Genomic DNA, 15,415 nt, shown 5'->3' with positions numbered 1-15,415 from the left:
CGCGACGTGGATAGATCCTCGGGACAAGCCCGAGGAAGACGCCGAGTGTGAGGCAAGGCTGGTCATACAGTTTACGTGATACTGCAAAGACTATTGCGATGTGCGGCGTAGTGCTTTCACACGAAACCCGAACGAGGGCTCTTATCCCCACAACTCCGGCTGCGGCGGATAAACCAGCGAACCCTCGTAAACGAGGCCCGGCTGCCGGTCCTGCCTGAGAATCAGCGGGCCGTCGAGATCGGAGAAGGCGGCTCCCTGAGCGGCCAGAACGGCGGGAGCCATGCCGAGCGAGGTGCCGAGCATGCAGCCGACCATGATGATGAAGCCTAGCCGCTCCGCCTCTGCCTTCATGACAAGTGCTTCCGTGAGACCGCCAGTCTTGTCCAGCTTGATGTTGATCGCATCGTAACGGTCGCGCAGGTCTGCGAGGTCCTTGGTGGAATGCACGCTTTCATCGGCGCAGATGGGGACCGGGTGGTCGATGCGGGCCAGGATGGCGTCCTTGCCGGCGGGAAGCGGCTGTTCGATGAGCGCGATGTTCAGTTCCGCTGCGAGTTTCAGATAATATTCGATATTATCGTCGTTCCAGCCCTCATTGGCGTCGATGATGATGCGCGCGTCAGGTGCTGCGGTGCGCACGGCCCGCAGGCGCGCCTCGTCATCCGCCGTTCCTGTCTTGATCTTCAGCAGCGGGCGGCCAGCGTTTTCCGCCGTTTTCGCCGCCATGGTCTCGGGATCGGCAAGCGAGATGGTATAGGCGGTAAGGAGCGGTTTTGCCGCGTGTCCGAGACTATGTTCGGCAGCACTTTTGCCACTCATCTTGGCTTCGAGGTCCCATAGTGCGCAATCCACTGCATTGCGGGCGGCGCCGGGTTTCATCACCTGCTGCAATTCATGCCGTGTCAGGCCGCCGGCAATCTGCTCAGCCATCGCTTCGATATCGGCGATAACGCCTTCGATGCTTTCACCATAACGCGGGTAGGGCACACATTCACCTCTGCCGGTAAAGGAACCATCGCGGATGGTGCACGTTACGACATCCGCATGTGTGCGAGTGCCGCGTGAAATAGTGAAGCTGCCAGCAACGGCGAAACGTTCTGTTGTGGCTTGAAGGTAACGGGGCATGTTTTTTCACTTCCTGACAGGCGTTAAAAGACACATGACGCCAAATTTATCGCGAATTGTCGGCTGTCACTGTGGCTTGCCGAAGGCCAAACCGTTATGAAACCTTTAAGAATCTCGTGACGGCTGCACTCGCTCGGAGCATTATGCAAGAACAGGATATACGGCAACAGGCGAACCCGGCCGCAATCACCGAAGACGACGCCGTCTCCGGCGGCGGCCAGCGGTATGCCTTGAGCGGTTCCTGGCGCAACAGCAATCTTTCCGGCATTTTTGCACGCCTCGAAAACATCGAGAAAAGCGGCCCTGCCGGTCCGGTGGAGATCGATCTTTCCTCGGTGGAGGCAATCGACACGACCGGCGCCTGGGTCATCCGGCGATTGCGCGAAGATATGGAAGCGAAGGGCGTTACCGTCACGCTTACCGGAAACGAGCGAATCGAGGATCTGATCGGCCAATTGCCGGATAAAGCGGCGATGGAGGGTGAGCCTGCCGCCAAGGTGGGACTTGCCGAACGCTTCTTCTCGCCGATAGGACAAGCTGTCGTCCAGAATGGTGCGGATTTCCTCGCGGGCATGTATATTCTGGGTTCTGCCGTGCGCGGCGCGCAGATGAAGCTCGGGCGCGGCCGTGGCGTCTCGCCGGCGGCCATCGTCAACCAGATCGACCATATGGGCGTGCGCGCCGTGCCGATCATCATGCTGATGTCGTTTTTGATCGGCGCCATCATCGCCCAGCAGGGCGCCTTCCAGCTGCGTTACTTCGGCGCGGAAGTGTTCGTCGTCGATCTCGTCGGCATCCTGCAATTGCGAGAAATCGGCGTGCTTCTGACCGCAATCATGATCGCCGGTCGCTCCGGCAGTGCGATCACGGCGGAAATCGGCTCGATGAAGATGCGCGAGGAAATCGACGCGCTGAAGGTGATCGGTCTCAACCCCGTTGGCGTGCTGGTGTTTCCGCGTCTCGTGGCGCTGACAATCGCACTGCCGCTTCTGACCATCCTTGCCAATTTCGCCGCACTTTTCGGCGCCGCCATCGTCACACTTCTCTATTCCGGCATCACCTTCGAAGTGTTTCTGTCGCGTCTGCATGGCGCGGTTGAGGAATCGACCATCGCCGCCGGCATGATCAAGGCGCCGTTCATGGCGCTGATCATCGGCATCGTTGCGGCGGTTGAGGGTATGAAGGTCGGCGGTTCGGCGGAATCGCTCGGCAAACACGTCACGTCGTCGGTGGTCAAATCGATCTTCGTCGTCATTCTGGTGGATGGCCTTTTTTCCATCTTCTACGCAGCCATCGATTTTTAAGGAGGGCGCGTTGGAAACTTTGGACCAGAAGCCGCAAGAGACAAAAACTGCTAAGGACGGCCGTGAGACGGTTCTTTCCGTCGAGGGTGTGACTGTCGGTTTCAACGGCAGGAACGTGCTTGAGAATCTCGATCTGGATGTCTATCGCGGTGAAATCCTTGGCTTCATCGGCCCATCCGGCGCGGGTAAATCCGTCCTGATGCGTGCGATCTTGAGGCTTCTGCCACGCCAGGCGGGTGCAATCCGCATTCTCGGCACCGATTACGACAAGGCCAGCGAAGACGACCGCATGATGCTAGACCAGCGGCTCGGCGTGCTGTTCCAGCAGGGGGCGCTGTTTTCCGGCCTGACGGTGAAGGAAAACATCCAGCTGCCCATGCGGGAATATCTGGACCTGCCGAAAAAGCTGATGGACGAGCTTGCCTATCTCAAGATCGAGATGGTGGGCCTGAAGCCCGATGCGGGCGACAAATACCCGTCGGAGCTTTCCGGCGGCATGATCAAGCGTGCCGCGCTTGCGCGCGCGCTGTCGCTCGATCCCGACCTTGTCTTCCTCGATGAGCCGACATCCGGCCTCGATCCCATCGGGGCGGCGGAATTTGATATGCTGATCGCGCGCTTGCGCGATTCGCTCGGTTTGACCGTGTATATGGTGACGCACGACCTCGACAGCCTGTTCTCCGTCTGCGACCGCATTGCGGTGCTAGGGCAGAAGAAGGTGCTGGTGGAAGGGACCTTGCAGGACATGTTTGCCTGTGACGACCCCTGGGTGCAGTCCTATTTCCGTGGCAAACGGGCGCGCTCTGTCGTTCTTCCGGACGACAGACACGAAAATCCGGTGGAGTAACAAGAAGCATGGAAACCAAGGCGAACTACACCATAGTCGGAATTTTCACGCTGATCGTGATCGCCGCCGCATTCGGCTTCGTTTACTGGATGGCAGAATTCGGCCGGGGTGGACCGACGGCGCAGCTCGTGGTGCGTATTCCCGGCTCGGCAAACGGCCTTTCCGTCGGCTCTCCGGTACGCTTCAACGGCATTCCTGTCGGCACGGTGCGCGGTCTTGCGATCGACCGTGACGATCCGGCCTATTCCATCGCCTTTACCGAAGTGCAGGCGGACGCGCCGGTTTTCCCGTCCACCCGCGCCGTGCTTGAAATTCAGGGCCTGACGGGCGCTGCCTATATCGAGCTCTCCGGCGGCAACAAGGATGGTGAGCGCATTCTGCAGAAATCCGTCGAAAGCGGCGTTCCCGCCGAGCTGACGGCTGATCTTTCCAGCGTCACCAACCTTCTTGCCACCGCCGACAAGATCCTGAAACGCGCCGATGGCGCCATCGGCGAATTGCAGGGTTTCGTGCAGGATGCCCGTGGGCCGCTGACGCAGACGGTGCGTAACGCCGAGAAATTCTCCGATGCGCTGGCCGCAAATTCCGATGGTATCAAGAGTTTCATCGCCAGCCTCAGTTCGCTTTCCACCACCGTCCAATCGGTCTCGGTACGCCTGGACGGCACGCTGACTGCTGTCGAAGATCTGGTGAAGGCGGTGGATGCCGGCAAGATCGATTCCATCCTGTCTAATGTCGACAAGGTGACGAAGGACGTCGCTTCCGCTTCGAGCGATATTCAGGGCATCATGGAAACGGTGCAGAGCACGGCGCGCAACTTCGAGGCGGCGAGCACGGAAGTGCAGACGGTGGTGAAGCGCGCGGATGAGCTTTTGGCGTCGGTCGATCCCGCAAAGGTCAGCACCGTGGTGGGTGATGTTTCCGCAGCGACTGCCGATGCGCGCGATGCCGTGGCGAACTTCAAGCGGATTGCCGACGATGTCGGCGCGCGCCGGGCCGATATCGACCAGGCGGTCTCCGATTTCACCGACATGGGCCGCAAGCTGAACCTTGCCTCAAGCCGTGTCGATGGCATTCTTGCCAAGGTGGACGGCATGCTTGGAACCGACGATGCCAATTCGCTGTTTGCAAAGGCGCGCGAGACTTTGACCTCGTTCAAGGCCGTAGCCGACAATCTCAATGCCCGAATCGGGCCGATTGCAGACAATCTCACGCGCTTCTCCAGTTCGGGCCTGAAGGATTTCCAGGCGCTTATCGGCAGCACGCGGCAGACGGTCGACAATCTCAACAATGCGATCACCAATATCGACCGCGATCCGCAGCGGTTGATTTTCGGCGGCGAAACCGTGAAACAATATGACGGCAGAACAAGGCGCTAAAAGGGGTATGGGCCAATGACACGATTGATGAACGGCCATAAGCGCCGTGCCCTGCTTCTGGTTCCGCTGCTTGCGGTTGCGGTGGCGGGCTGTGCGGGAACCCCATCGAACGATACGTTCGACCTTTCCGTCTCTTCGGCGACTGTGACGCAGGGGCCGTCGCTCAAAGGCCGGCAATTGCTGATCGCCGATCCGACGGCGCTGAAAGCGCTTGATAGCGAAAACATCGTGGTGCGCCTTTCCGGCTCGGAAGTGCAATATCTCGGCAATTCGCAATGGAGCGACCGCCTGCCGCGCATGGTGCAATCCAAGCTGGTGCAAGCATTCGAGGATACCGGCAAGCTCGGTGGCGTCGGCCGGCCGGGGCAGGGGCTGGCGATCGATTACCAGGTGGTCAGCGATATTCGTACCTTCGAAATCGATACGGCAAAAAACACCGCCGATATCGAGATTTCGGTGAAGCTCTTGAACGATCGCAACGGCACGGTAAAGGCGCAGGAAGTATTCCGCGCCAGCGCACGCGTCAGCGGTTCCGGAAATGCCAATTTCGTCAAAGCGCTGGACCAGGCTTTCGCCGCCGCCACCCGCGAAATCGTGGCCTGGACGCTGAAGTCGCTCTAAGTCTGACGACGGTCATTTCCGCTACAAGAGATTGCTCTATGTTGCGGGTGAGGCCTGTTGGTGACGGCCTTGCATTCAATGTTTCCGATCCGCGGGTCCGTCATGCGATTTCTGGTGTTGCTTTGCCTTTCCCTTGTTTCCGCCATGTGCGGAACGGGCACCGTTCTGGCAGCCGGTCTTCGGTTGATCGAGATTACCTCGGCAGGCGGAAAGCCTTCCATGAGGGCGGCGGTGTGGTCGCCCTGCGCGGCGACTCCGGTGGAGACCCGCATCGGCCCCTTCGCTCTGCAAGCGGTGCGTGATTGCCCAGTTGTCGATGGGCAATATCCGCTCGTCATCATCTCCCACGGTTTCGGCGGTACGTATCTCAGCCATCGGGATACCGCGGCGGCGCTGGCGGATGCCGGTTTCATCGTCGCGGCGATCAATCATCCCGGCGATAACGCCATTGACATGAAGCGGGCAGGCGATCTTTCCGCACTGACCGAGCGACCGGCCGATATCGTCCGCCTGCTCGACCATATGCTGGCGAACTGGAACGATGCCCGTTTTATCGATGCCGGAAGGATCGGGGTGTTCGGATTTTCGCGCGGCGGTTATACGGCGCTGGTGCTTGCCGGCGGCGTTCCGGATTTTCCAAATACCGGATTGCCGTGCCCTGATGGGCAGGCGGCGGTGTGTGCTCAGATGCTGGAAAGGTCTGCTTCGCCTGAGGACCGGGTCTACGATGCGCGGGTGAAGGCTGTGGTTGTTGCAGACCCGCTCAACGCCTTTCCAGGGCGGGCCGATCTGCGAGATATCAAAATCCCCGTTCAGCTCTGGAGTTCAGAGCGCGGCGGCGACGGTGTGGCGCCGGAGGATATTTTAGGGCTGCGCGACGACCTGCCGGCAAAACCGGACTATCAGACGGTGAAAGGGGCAGGGCATTTTTCGTTCATAACACCTTGCCCCGCCGAGATGGAAAAAGCCCTGGCCGAGATATGCGGCGATATTCCGGGGTTTGACCGGGCGGAGTTTCATCGTCGGCTGAACAGCGAAGTCATCCGCTTTTTCACGGCTTCGCTACGCTGACGCACACGCCGGTGCCGCCGTCGATCAGACGGCGTCCTGCGACTGCCATTCCGGCAGCGGGAAAAGCCGGTCGTAGCCCCAGTTGAAGACGAAGGCATAGACTACGTAGAACAGCGCAAACGAGATATCCATCACTAGCGCCTGGGCAAGGCTGATGCTGAGATACCAGGCGATGAAGGGCATCAGCACGATCAGTAGACCAAGTTCGAACAGCAGGGCATGGGCGACGCGGATAGCGGGCGTCTTCAGCGTCGTGCCTTTCAGGCGCTGCATGGCATGGTCGAAGCCGAGATTGTAAAGATAGTTCCAGGCGGTGGCGAGCGTGGCGCTGACCAGACCGACAATGCCGATATCTTCCATGGGCATGTGAAATACGAATGCACCCAGCGGCACGACCAGCAGAAGGCCGATGATTTCGAAGCTGAGAGCGTGGCGGATACGATCGGGCAGGGAACGCAATTTATTCTCCGGTATGTGACCGGGCCGTCCCGCATGCTGTCGCCATAATGGCCGAGGTCGTCCTCTCGCAAAGCCATATAGCGGTTTCGGGCAAAATTTCAAGCCTTGGGTCATGGTTGGGTTTGGGAGCGCTCTTCTCAGCGGGAGCGGGATGAGGTGGCGAGGCCGGAGTTATGCGGCGAGACTTCGCCTTCGTCGGACTATTCCTGCCACCATCTCACCGGCGTGGAGACGAAGCACGCGGCGGCACCTTATCTTTTCAATTGTCCTGCGTTTCGCCGCTGCGGAACAAGACCGCTGTTTTTTCGTTATCGCTCATGGAAGGAGGCGTGCCATGCAGCATAATTCTCCAGATGGACGAACGATAAAGGCCGCCAACGCGGCACAGGCCACGACTTACAAGCCTAGCCTGATTTCCCTGAAGGGAAGTTATGTGGCGATGATATTCCGCAGGCCGCTTTGCCAAAATCCGCTGGATCTGCGGAAAAAATAAAGCGGCACGCCTCACCCATCGCCACCGATGACGACTGCCGCAATGACAGAGAGCTTTAGATGTCTCTAAAGTGTGATTTTCAATCCGGACCGTCTCCCCTTAGATTGGGAGATCGCCACGAAAGCGAAGGGAGAATGACATGAAATCAGTTCTCATTATCGCCGCTGTACTCGGTTTTTCCGCCAGTGCAGCGTTGGCGGAGTGCGCAGGTCATGAAAAGATCAACGCTTCCGTTCCTGCTGTCGACCGTGAATTCAAAACTGCAAGCATCGTTCCGCCGACGGATCCGGTGGACAAGCCCATCGTCATACTGAAAAAGACCGATCGCCTTCCGGCGGCAACGGTTGCGACGACTGGCGAACCCGAAGCCGCAATGCAACGCATGCAATAAGACAAGACAATGATCGTTTCATTCTGAAAATCCCGTGTGTGAGGTAATCCGCACGGGATTTGCTTTTTGCCATCTAGCTGTCGAGTTTCAGCGACAATTGCTTCGGGCCTTCATTCTTTTTCAGCACGTAGAGCGGCCGGGCGATGATGACTTCCGTTCGCCGCTGCAATTCCCGTCTCCTCTCGAGCGCGCGCTCGCGCATATCGCGGGAGCGAGCGACCACGGACAGGGCATTTTCTATGGTTGCGTCTGCTGCGTTCATCGCTGACCTCCATAATGTTCACTTTATGTTCTCATTATCGGTCGCTTATGTCAACACTGTGGCAGCGATACTTAAAGGGCAGCTGAAATGCTCTGGAGATGGTCTGTGACGGGGACGCTACCGGCTGCATTGAGGGGTCAGGGCTTTGCCTGGAGCGTTTTCTCCCCTCGCGCTTGCGACGGAGCATCGAAGGCCCGTGCGGGCGCGACGGGGGATACTCCCGCCTGCTCAATCAATTTTCGGGATGCTTTGGCAATCATGCCGGGTGCCGATCGGCTCCGGCGGGCGGGAGGCTGTCAGGACAGGGGGCGTTGATCGGGTACGGTGAGGCCGGGAAGCAGGTCACTCAGATGTTCACTGGCGAGCGCGACGATGGCAAGCGCGGCTTGCTGGCGGTTCCAGCCAGCGTCTTCCGCTTTTTCGATCAGCCCTTGAATGGAGGGCTCCAGCGCGAACTGGCACTCGGCCTGATAGTCCATGGTATCGATAGAAAGCGATGGAGAATTAATTGCGGCCCGCATCGTTTGGTCTCCCTGTTTTCCGCCATGCACGTCGTTAAGCGACGCGCAAATCGGAAACATGCACATTCAGAGGCCTATGATATCGGGCAGGCCCGTATATCAATGGCAGCGAATCCCCCAGCAGGCGGGACGTTAACGGCAAGTCTCGATGGCTGTCAACGAACGTCCGGTAGCGACGGCGCCGTCTTACCTATTTCAGAGCCTTCCGTTCCGGAAAGGTTTTCGTCTCCAGACCAGCAATGCCATGACATAAAGCGCAAAAAGCACGAACCATGTGACGGGCAGCACCATGAAAAGCGCCGCACAGGCACAACTTCCCTCGAAACAGGAACCGAGAAATCCGGAATCGGCAAGCGTACCCGACAATAGAAACGCACATACGCCGCTTCCGACTGCGCCGAGGGCGAAAAGCAATATGTTGACCATCAATCTCATCACGCCAATCATAGGCATGATTAAGACCGCTTTGCGGAGCGGGTGGCACTGCCGCGCTGATATTTCGTCGTTTCAGTAGCTGTGTTGCAAAACCGGCGTTGCCGGAGCGGCTGATTTTTTTTGAAGGCCGCTTGTTGGTGCAGGCCCCGCCATGATCGGGCAGGGCCGTTATTGACGGATTCTTACTCGGTGATGGTATATTCGCCGAGTTCGCACAGGTTCTGCGTATCCTCGAGGTCCTCCAGCTCATCGCCCTGGAATTCGAAACGCATGTCGTATTTGCACACGCGGCGGCCATCGGCGATGGTGATCTCCATCGTTTCGCCCGGACCAAGCGCCTTCTTTCCGAAAACGTCGTCTTCCCAGTCATCGACGCCGACCGGCGAGGTGTAGAAGGCATTGAGAACGGAGTTCGTTCCGTTCTTCAGCGAAAAGACGAGGTCGTCCGCCTGCGCCGCACCCGCAACCGTCAACGTAGCCGCGAAAAACACCGCCGTTACCCATTTTGATGTCATGATATCCCCCTTTTGCGCCATCGTTCTGGCTGGGCAATGCATACAACCAAACCAGTGGCTTGCAATGCAAACTGCGGGTTTTGGTTAAATTGCGAAGGGTTCGTTATGGGTAATTTTTCGAGATATCCAGTCTATTTTAAATATTACAAATATATATAAATAAATATTTCTAATTTTTTCCTTTATTTGTAATTTTATTTTTATGAAACCAATATATTATTTTTATATTCCGAAACTGTTTTTTTATTTTCAATTGTTTTGTCATTTATTTTGAGGTTTATTTTGATGTATTTATGATTTTTCTGTGTGTATCGTGGACTTTATTATTTTTTATATATCGATTGCTGAATCAGCGAAGAGTTTTTACTGACAAAAATATTTTTTCAAAAATGACGTTAATTGGTGGATGGGCCAGGCTGATCGCTTTCCGACAGAGGATAATGGATTTGATCAAGCGTTCGTTTTTATTCTTCTGCGGCCTCAAGCTGCCGGGTATCGTGGCACTGGCCACCCTGTACGCGGGTTTTCTGACGCAGGCTTTGGGCCAGTCGCGGGTCTGCAACGATCCTGCTCCGGTCAGCAACCTCAAAGAAATGTTCGATGCGATTTACGCATGCTGGGTGCCGCCGGAAGACACGGAGGGGCTTGTCGTGACGCTTCAGTTCATTCTGCATAAGGATGGGCAGATAAGGGGCAAGGTGGTCGTCACAGCCGCGCGCTCGCAGGAAGACAGTCCAAGACGGCAAGCCTTTATCGATTCCGCCATCGACGCGGTGAAGCGGGCAGCGCCTGTTCCTTTCACCGAGGAATTCGCAAGCCGTATTGCCGGGCGGCCCTTGGGGCCACGTTTTATCGGGACAAAAATCATACCCGAAACGAAGTTGTAGGTTTTCTTGGGAGCTAGGTCCGCTGTCGCGGCCGCATGTTTTGGGGCGCCGAATGCGAACTGTTTTTTCAGTGCCCGGCGCCGAAGGCGATGCTTTAACTTAGCACCGCAACGTCTTGTCATTTTTGAAGAATTTGGTGGGTGATGTAGGGCTCGAACCTACGACCCGCTGATTAAGAGTCAGCTGCTCTACCAACTGAGCTAATCACCCGACCGACACCGTGTGGCGGTGTGAGGGGGGCTATAAAGGGGAAGTTTCGGCTTGTCCAGCGCGGAAATGAAATTTCTTCGATTTTTGTGACGAAAAAATTTCAGTCGCGCTGGAAAAGGCTGGAAATCCGGGATTTTACGGATTTTTTTCTTTTGCTATCCTCGCCGGAAGGCTCTGCCGATAACGATGAGGATGCAGGCGCCGATGAAACCGGCGATGAGATAACCGATCCATCCGGTCAAAACGATTCCGAATACCGAGAGAATGGCGTTGGCGACGATCGCGCCGACGATTCCAAGTAGGATGTTCATGAAAACACCCATATTGCTTTTCATGAATTGTTCGGCGAGCCACCCGGCGACACCACCGATGATGATAGCTGCGATCCAGCCAATACCAGCAGATTCCATGATTTCCTCCCATGATTGCTGCACTATTGAAGGTGATGATTCTCCGGGTGAAAAGCAAGGTAAACTCCCGAAAACCTCGCTTTTTGCGGGTGGTTTTCCGCGCGGCAGGCGATAAATAGCCTGATGCTGGGTGAAGATATGAAAGGCATGGATGTGCGGTTGATGTTTGGCGGAATGATTGACGGTAGGCGGATGTTCGGCGGGCCTTTATCCGGCCGGCGGCGAAAGGCCGCCCTGGCTGCAATAATGGTCGCGGTATTCACCCTCCTTGGCAGCTTTCTGTCGTCCGCAACCTTGGCGTCGGCACAGGATTTGCCAGCGGCCGCACCAGTCGCTATCCAGGCTTCCATCGTCGAGCAGGCGCGCACGGATCTGGAAAAATGGAAGGCCGATATTTCGGCAATCGCCAAACAGGTGGAGGCGGGCGGCAGCGATGACGTGCAGCTGGTGGACCTGAAGGGACGCGCCGATACCATTGCAGCCGATGCTGCCGCCGCCAACACCAAGTTGCGGACCCGCCTGGACCAGATCAAGACGCGTCTCGACGCGCTTGGCGCTGCTCCGGCGGAAGGACAGCCACCCGAAGCGAGCATGGTGACGGAGGAGCGCTCCCGGCTGACGGCGGAGCGTGCCGAGGTGAATGCCATTGCCGGCGAGGTGGAGAGCACTGCCACCAACGCCGCGCAGATTTCCAACAACATAACGGCAGTTCGCCGGGCGCTTTTTGCCGCGACCCTGTTCAAGCGCACCGAAGTCTCTTCCCAGACGCTGGGCGACGCCTCTTCCGCCTTCGTGAGCGAGCTGACCAATCTCAACAACGCCTTCAGCAGCTGGGCGGGTTTCGTCTGGAACTACAAACGCCTGCCGATGTTCGGGGCGGTGATGCTGTCGATCATGGCGGCGCTGCTGTTTCTGGTGGGCGGTTATCGCTTTTTCGGCAGCCGCATGGAAAGGCGGGCCTTTTCCGGCGAGCCTTCCTATCTGCGGCGGCTTTCGGTGGCCTTCTGGTCAACCATGGTGCAGTCGCTGTCGCTTTTCCTGTTTCTGGTGACCTCTGCGTTTTTCCTCGATAATTTCAACGTGCTTCGTTCCGATATCGCGCCGATCCTGTTCGGGGCCATGGCAGTTACGGGCTTCGTCTATTTCGTGTCGCGGCTGAGCTACGCTATCTTTGCGCCGACACAGCCGGAATGGCGTCTGTTGCAGGTTTCCAATCGCGGAGCGCACACGCTGTCCTCGGCCGTGCTTTTGATGGCGCTCGTCAACGGTCTCGATTATCTGTTCGGCACGATCAGCGAGACGCTCTATTCGCCGCTGATCGTCACCGTTGCCAAAAGCTTCATTGCCTCCATCATCATTGGCATCATCCTGCTCACCGTGTCGTTCCTGCGCCCGGTGATCGGTGAGGGGCAGGACTACGAGACCGGCAACCAGCGCCTGCCGCGCTGGCTGGTCATTCTGCTCAGGGTCGGCGGGCTTGTTCTCATCGGTGCCTGCCTGACGGGTTATGTGGGGCTGGCGCGGTTCCTTGCCACGCAGATCGTCGCCACCGGTGCGGTGCTCGCAACGATGTATATCGGCATTCTTTCCGGCAAGGCGATTTCGCGACAGGGCGCCTTTTCCGAATCCCTGGCCGGTCGTTATCTCGGGCGGCGCTACGGTCTCGGCCCGGTTGCGCTGGATCAGGCCGGTCTTGCGGCGGGGCTCGGCATCTATGTCATCGCACTCGCCTTCGGCGTGCCGCTCATCCTGTTTTCCTGGGGGTTCCAGCCGGGCGATATCGAAAGCTGGGCCTATCGTCTGCTGACCGGCATCACCGTCGGCAATGCCTCCATCTCGCTGATCGGCCTGTTCGGCGGCGTCCTTGTCTTTGCCATCGGCTACATCATCACACGCTGGTTCCAGAAGTGGCTGGACAACAACGTCATGGCGCGCGGGCAGGTGGATGCTGGCGTGCGCAACTCTGTCAAGACCGGCATCGGTTATCTCGGTATCGCGGTTGCGGCCATTTTCGGCGTCTCTTCCGCCGGTCTTAACCTCTCCAGCCTGGCGCTGGTGGCGTCTGCCCTTTCGGTCGGTATCGGTTTCGGCCTTCAGAACATCGTCTCGAACTTTGTCTCCGGCCTCATCCTGCTGGTCGAGCGTCCCTTCAAGGTGGGTGACTGGGTGGTGACAGGCACGACTGAAGGCACCGTCAAACGGCTTTCGGTGCGCGCGACCGAGATTGAAACCTTCCGCGGCCAGTCGATCATCGTACCGAACTCGGAATTCATCAATTCCTCGGTCGGCAACTGGACACACCGCAACCGTATTATGCGTGCGGAAATTCCGGTCTCCGTTGCCTATGAATCCGATCCGCAGCAGGTGATGGATATTCTGTTGGAACTGGTGCGCACCCAGCCGCCCGTACTGCGCAACCCCGAACCGCACGTGGAATTCCTCCGTTTCGGCGACTTCTCGCTGGATTTCGAATTGCGTTTCCACCTCGCCGATCTTTCGAATGGGCTTGGCGTGAAAAACGCGCTGAGGATCGCGATCCTGAAACGCTTCCGCGAAGAGGGGATCGCCATCCCGTTCCCGCAGCGTAACCTCAACATCCACGTGGAAGGCGATGCAAATCCGCAAATGCTGGCGGCGCTGCTTTCGGAAGAGGGTGACAAGGCGGTGGCGGCGCATACGGGCGCGGCGGCGCCTGCCGCGGCAACTGCACCGGAAAAGGATGCGGGCAAGGCGGGTGACAAAACCGTGGTGGAGCCGAAGGCGACGTTGAAGGCGGCCGGCAAGGACACTTAATCTGCGGCTACCGCCGCTGCGGCGACGCAGCCGATACGGGCGTTGACGGGCGCGGGGAGTTATCCTCGCGCCCGATTTGCATTGTGGCGGATGAGACGCCCGGGGGAAAGATCTTATTGGGAGGGAAACCGGATTTTGTCGGTCGTCTTCATGAAATACAGTGAAAAATTCCCTCGATGACTGTATTGTTTTTTAAACTTTAAGTTGATATGCTGGGTTATACTTAGTTCATTTCTTTCCTGTCGGGGTTCACATGCCGGATCCAGTCGATGAGAATGCCCAGCCTGCCCAGCCTGCCCAGCCTGCCCAGCCTGCCCAGCCTGCCCAGCCTGCCCAGCCTGCCCAGCCTGCCCAGCCTGCCCAGCCTGCCCAGCCTGCCCAGCCTGCCCAGCCTGCCCAGCCTGCCCAGCCTGCCCAGCCTCCGGGCCAAGTTCCCGCGAAAACGTCTTTGCGGGAAAAATTGAGGAGTGCGTGGAGGTGGGTGACACCCCATGCCGCCCGAGTATCCTTACTGGCGACAGGTGTCGTTATCGGTTCTGCCGGTCTGTTTTTCCTGATGGGCGAAACCGATGTGACGGATGATTACCTGCCGAAACGCTGGAATGAATCCATCCGCAGACTGGGCATCGAGCCGGTCTATCCTCCACAGGAGGATATTTATGTCGGAGACATCATCGCCGAGGTCGTGGATTCGGGCCACAAGTTCAAGTTTTTGCCCACCGACCTCGAAAGCGAAGCCTTCATCGGTCGCTACGTCAAGATCACCCAGATACCTAATTTGCGGGGATATCTCGGGGTCAAGTCTGAGGCGCCTTATTTCGGCGACAGCACCTGGTCGGAGGATAAAAAGTCTCTATCGATTGCTCAACCGCGTACGGAGGTGGCTGTGGATGGGACGACGTCTGGCCTGGTGGTGAAGGACGCGCTGTTTCCCATCGTCAGGATAGAACGCAAGGAAGGAATGGCAGGACTTTTACGCAATATCGCCTTTGGTGGCGCACGGGCGGATATCGAGGAAATCGAGCTTCAGAATGTGCAGACCTATGCGATCAATCCCTTCCATGCACAAAGTGCGCTGATGCGGTTTTGCAATGATGACGACACCAAGGTCTATTGCGCCGACGACTATCTTCGCGAAAAACTCTCGTACATTCTCAGCCGCAATATTTTGAGAACCGCGGAGACAGAGGACTGTGGTTCGCGCTATATTTACGACATTCGCCTGCTGGTCGTGCGTCAGGCGTTTCTGACACGCGGGGTAAAGGTCACCAACGGCCGGGCACGGTCGGGTTTCATCGATGCGGGGGGAAACAAAGGCGACGTCCAGAAGACTGTGGATGGTGCGGACGTTGCCGCGACCACAGGCCCGCAGGGCCAGCAGCCGGCGGCCGAAAACATGGCCGGCAATGACAACACCATTCGCAGCACGAACAGTTCCGGCCTTTTTTCCGATAGCCAGTTTGCGAGGCCGCTCGTCATAGGCTTCAACAGCGTTTCCATCGGTATGCGCAACAGCACGCCCGCATGGCTGGACGCCGCGGCAAAAGCTGCTGCTGGCAAGGACGTAAAAGACCGCGCCAAGGTTTGTGCATCTTCGCAGGAGGTTGCGAAATGAGACTGGCTATTTTTCTCTTCGGTATGTTTTTTCCGTTTCTGGCAAATGCGCAGGATGTGGTTCTCCCGTCTGCGAGT

General features: G+C 57.7%; 16 protein-coding genes and 1 tRNA gene. 9 read left to right on the top strand and 8 right to left on the bottom strand.

Annotated features, from left to right (window positions below; all coding sequences use genetic code 11):
- Positions 1–141: 141 nt before the first annotated feature.
- Positions 142–1,125 carry an N-acetyl-D-Glu racemase DgcA gene (gene dgcA / locus ACZ5A6_RS06525; RefSeq protein WP_113291759.1) on the bottom strand — a complete coding sequence of 328 codons (984 nt, stop codon included), beginning with the start codon at positions 1,123–1,125 and terminating at the stop codon, positions 142–144.
- 143 nt (positions 1,126–1,268) lie between these two features.
- Here dgcA and ACZ5A6_RS06520 point away from each other — a divergent pair, with 143 nt between their 5' ends.
- From ACZ5A6_RS06520 to ACZ5A6_RS06500, 5 genes are all read left to right on the top strand, one after another.
- On the top strand, positions 1,269–2,429 hold the full coding sequence (locus tag ACZ5A6_RS06520; protein WP_464111067.1) for an ABC transporter permease: 1,161 nt from the start codon (positions 1,269–1,271) through the stop codon (positions 2,427–2,429).
- Between the two features lie 10 nt (positions 2,430–2,439).
- A complete protein-coding gene (locus ACZ5A6_RS06515; protein ID WP_003515481.1) occupies positions 2,440–3,276 on the top strand; it encodes an ABC transporter ATP-binding protein in 837 nt (278 codons plus the stop codon).
- Positions 3,277–3,284: 8 nt separating this feature from the next.
- Positions 3,285–4,655: an MCE family protein gene (locus ACZ5A6_RS06510; RefSeq protein ID WP_003515479.1), complete on the top strand. Its 1,371-nt coding sequence runs from the start codon at positions 3,285–3,287 to the stop codon at positions 4,653–4,655.
- Between the two features lie 15 nt (positions 4,656–4,670).
- Positions 4,671–5,276 (top strand): ABC-type transport auxiliary lipoprotein family protein, encoded by a 606-nt coding sequence (locus tag ACZ5A6_RS06505; protein WP_013636236.1) that lies wholly within the window; start codon positions 4,671–4,673, stop codon positions 5,274–5,276.
- Positions 5,277–5,378: 102 nt separating this feature from the next.
- Positions 5,379–6,347, top strand: coding sequence for an alpha/beta hydrolase family protein (locus ACZ5A6_RS06500; RefSeq protein WP_013636235.1), 969 nt, complete (start codon positions 5,379–5,381; stop codon positions 6,345–6,347).
- A gap of 24 nt (positions 6,348–6,371) precedes the next feature.
- On the opposite strand, the gene ACZ5A6_RS06495 is transcribed toward ACZ5A6_RS06500, so the two are convergent.
- Complete coding sequence (locus ACZ5A6_RS06495) at positions 6,372–6,806, bottom strand: PACE efflux transporter (RefSeq protein WP_013636234.1); 435 nt, start codon at positions 6,804–6,806, stop codon at positions 6,372–6,374.
- Between the two features lie 632 nt (positions 6,807–7,438).
- Between ACZ5A6_RS06495 and ACZ5A6_RS06490 the strand changes: the two genes are divergently transcribed.
- Positions 7,439–7,690, top strand: a complete 252-nt coding sequence (locus ACZ5A6_RS06490; protein WP_003515471.1) for a hypothetical protein — start codon at positions 7,439–7,441, stop codon at positions 7,688–7,690.
- Positions 7,691–7,763: 73 nt separating this feature from the next.
- Here ACZ5A6_RS06490 and ACZ5A6_RS06485 read toward each other — a convergent pair whose 3' ends face one another.
- The 4 genes from ACZ5A6_RS06485 to ACZ5A6_RS06470 form a co-directional block, all read right to left on the bottom strand.
- Complete coding sequence (locus ACZ5A6_RS06485) at positions 7,764–7,952, bottom strand: hypothetical protein (protein ID WP_003515469.1); 189 nt, start codon at positions 7,950–7,952, stop codon at positions 7,764–7,766.
- Between the two features lie 296 nt (positions 7,953–8,248).
- Complete coding sequence (locus ACZ5A6_RS06480; protein ID WP_003515467.1) at positions 8,249–8,473, bottom strand: hypothetical protein; 225 nt, start codon at positions 8,471–8,473, stop codon at positions 8,249–8,251.
- Positions 8,474–8,668: 195 nt separating this feature from the next.
- On the bottom strand, positions 8,669–8,920 hold the full coding sequence (locus tag ACZ5A6_RS06475; RefSeq protein WP_464111076.1) for a hypothetical protein: 252 nt from the start codon (positions 8,918–8,920) through the stop codon (positions 8,669–8,671).
- A 170-nt stretch (positions 8,921–9,090) separates the two neighbouring features.
- The gene (locus tag ACZ5A6_RS06470; RefSeq protein WP_065658592.1) at positions 9,091–9,423 is read right to left on the bottom strand and encodes a hypothetical protein; all 333 of its coding nucleotides are present in this window, start codon (positions 9,421–9,423) and stop codon (positions 9,091–9,093) included.
- 440 nt (positions 9,424–9,863) lie between these two features.
- Between ACZ5A6_RS06470 and ACZ5A6_RS06465 the strand changes: the two genes are divergently transcribed.
- A complete protein-coding gene (locus ACZ5A6_RS06465) occupies positions 9,864–10,310 on the top strand; it encodes an energy transducer TonB (RefSeq protein ID WP_464111066.1) in 447 nt (148 codons plus the stop codon).
- 134 nt (positions 10,311–10,444) lie between these two features.
- Here ACZ5A6_RS06465 and ACZ5A6_RS06460 read toward each other — a convergent pair.
- Positions 10,445–10,520, bottom strand: a tRNA-Lys gene (locus tag ACZ5A6_RS06460).
- Between the two features lie 155 nt (positions 10,521–10,675).
- On the bottom strand, positions 10,676–10,930 hold the full coding sequence (locus tag ACZ5A6_RS06455; protein WP_003515453.1) for a GlsB/YeaQ/YmgE family stress response membrane protein: 255 nt from the start codon (positions 10,928–10,930) through the stop codon (positions 10,676–10,678).
- Between the two features lie 123 nt (positions 10,931–11,053).
- Between ACZ5A6_RS06455 and ACZ5A6_RS06450 the strand changes: the two genes are divergently transcribed.
- Positions 11,054–13,723, top strand: a complete 2,670-nt coding sequence (locus ACZ5A6_RS06450; RefSeq protein ID WP_174061368.1) for a mechanosensitive ion channel family protein — start codon at positions 11,054–11,056, stop codon at positions 13,721–13,723.
- 253 nt (positions 13,724–13,976) lie between these two features.
- A complete protein-coding gene (locus ACZ5A6_RS06445) occupies positions 13,977–15,338 on the top strand; it encodes a hypothetical protein (protein ID WP_464111065.1) in 1,362 nt (453 codons plus the stop codon).
- Positions 15,339–15,415: the final 77 nt, after the last annotated feature.

It is taken from the genome of Agrobacterium sp. 6Ca8 (assembly GCF_055382765.1).
This window is presented reverse-complemented; position numbering and strand designations above follow the sequence as displayed.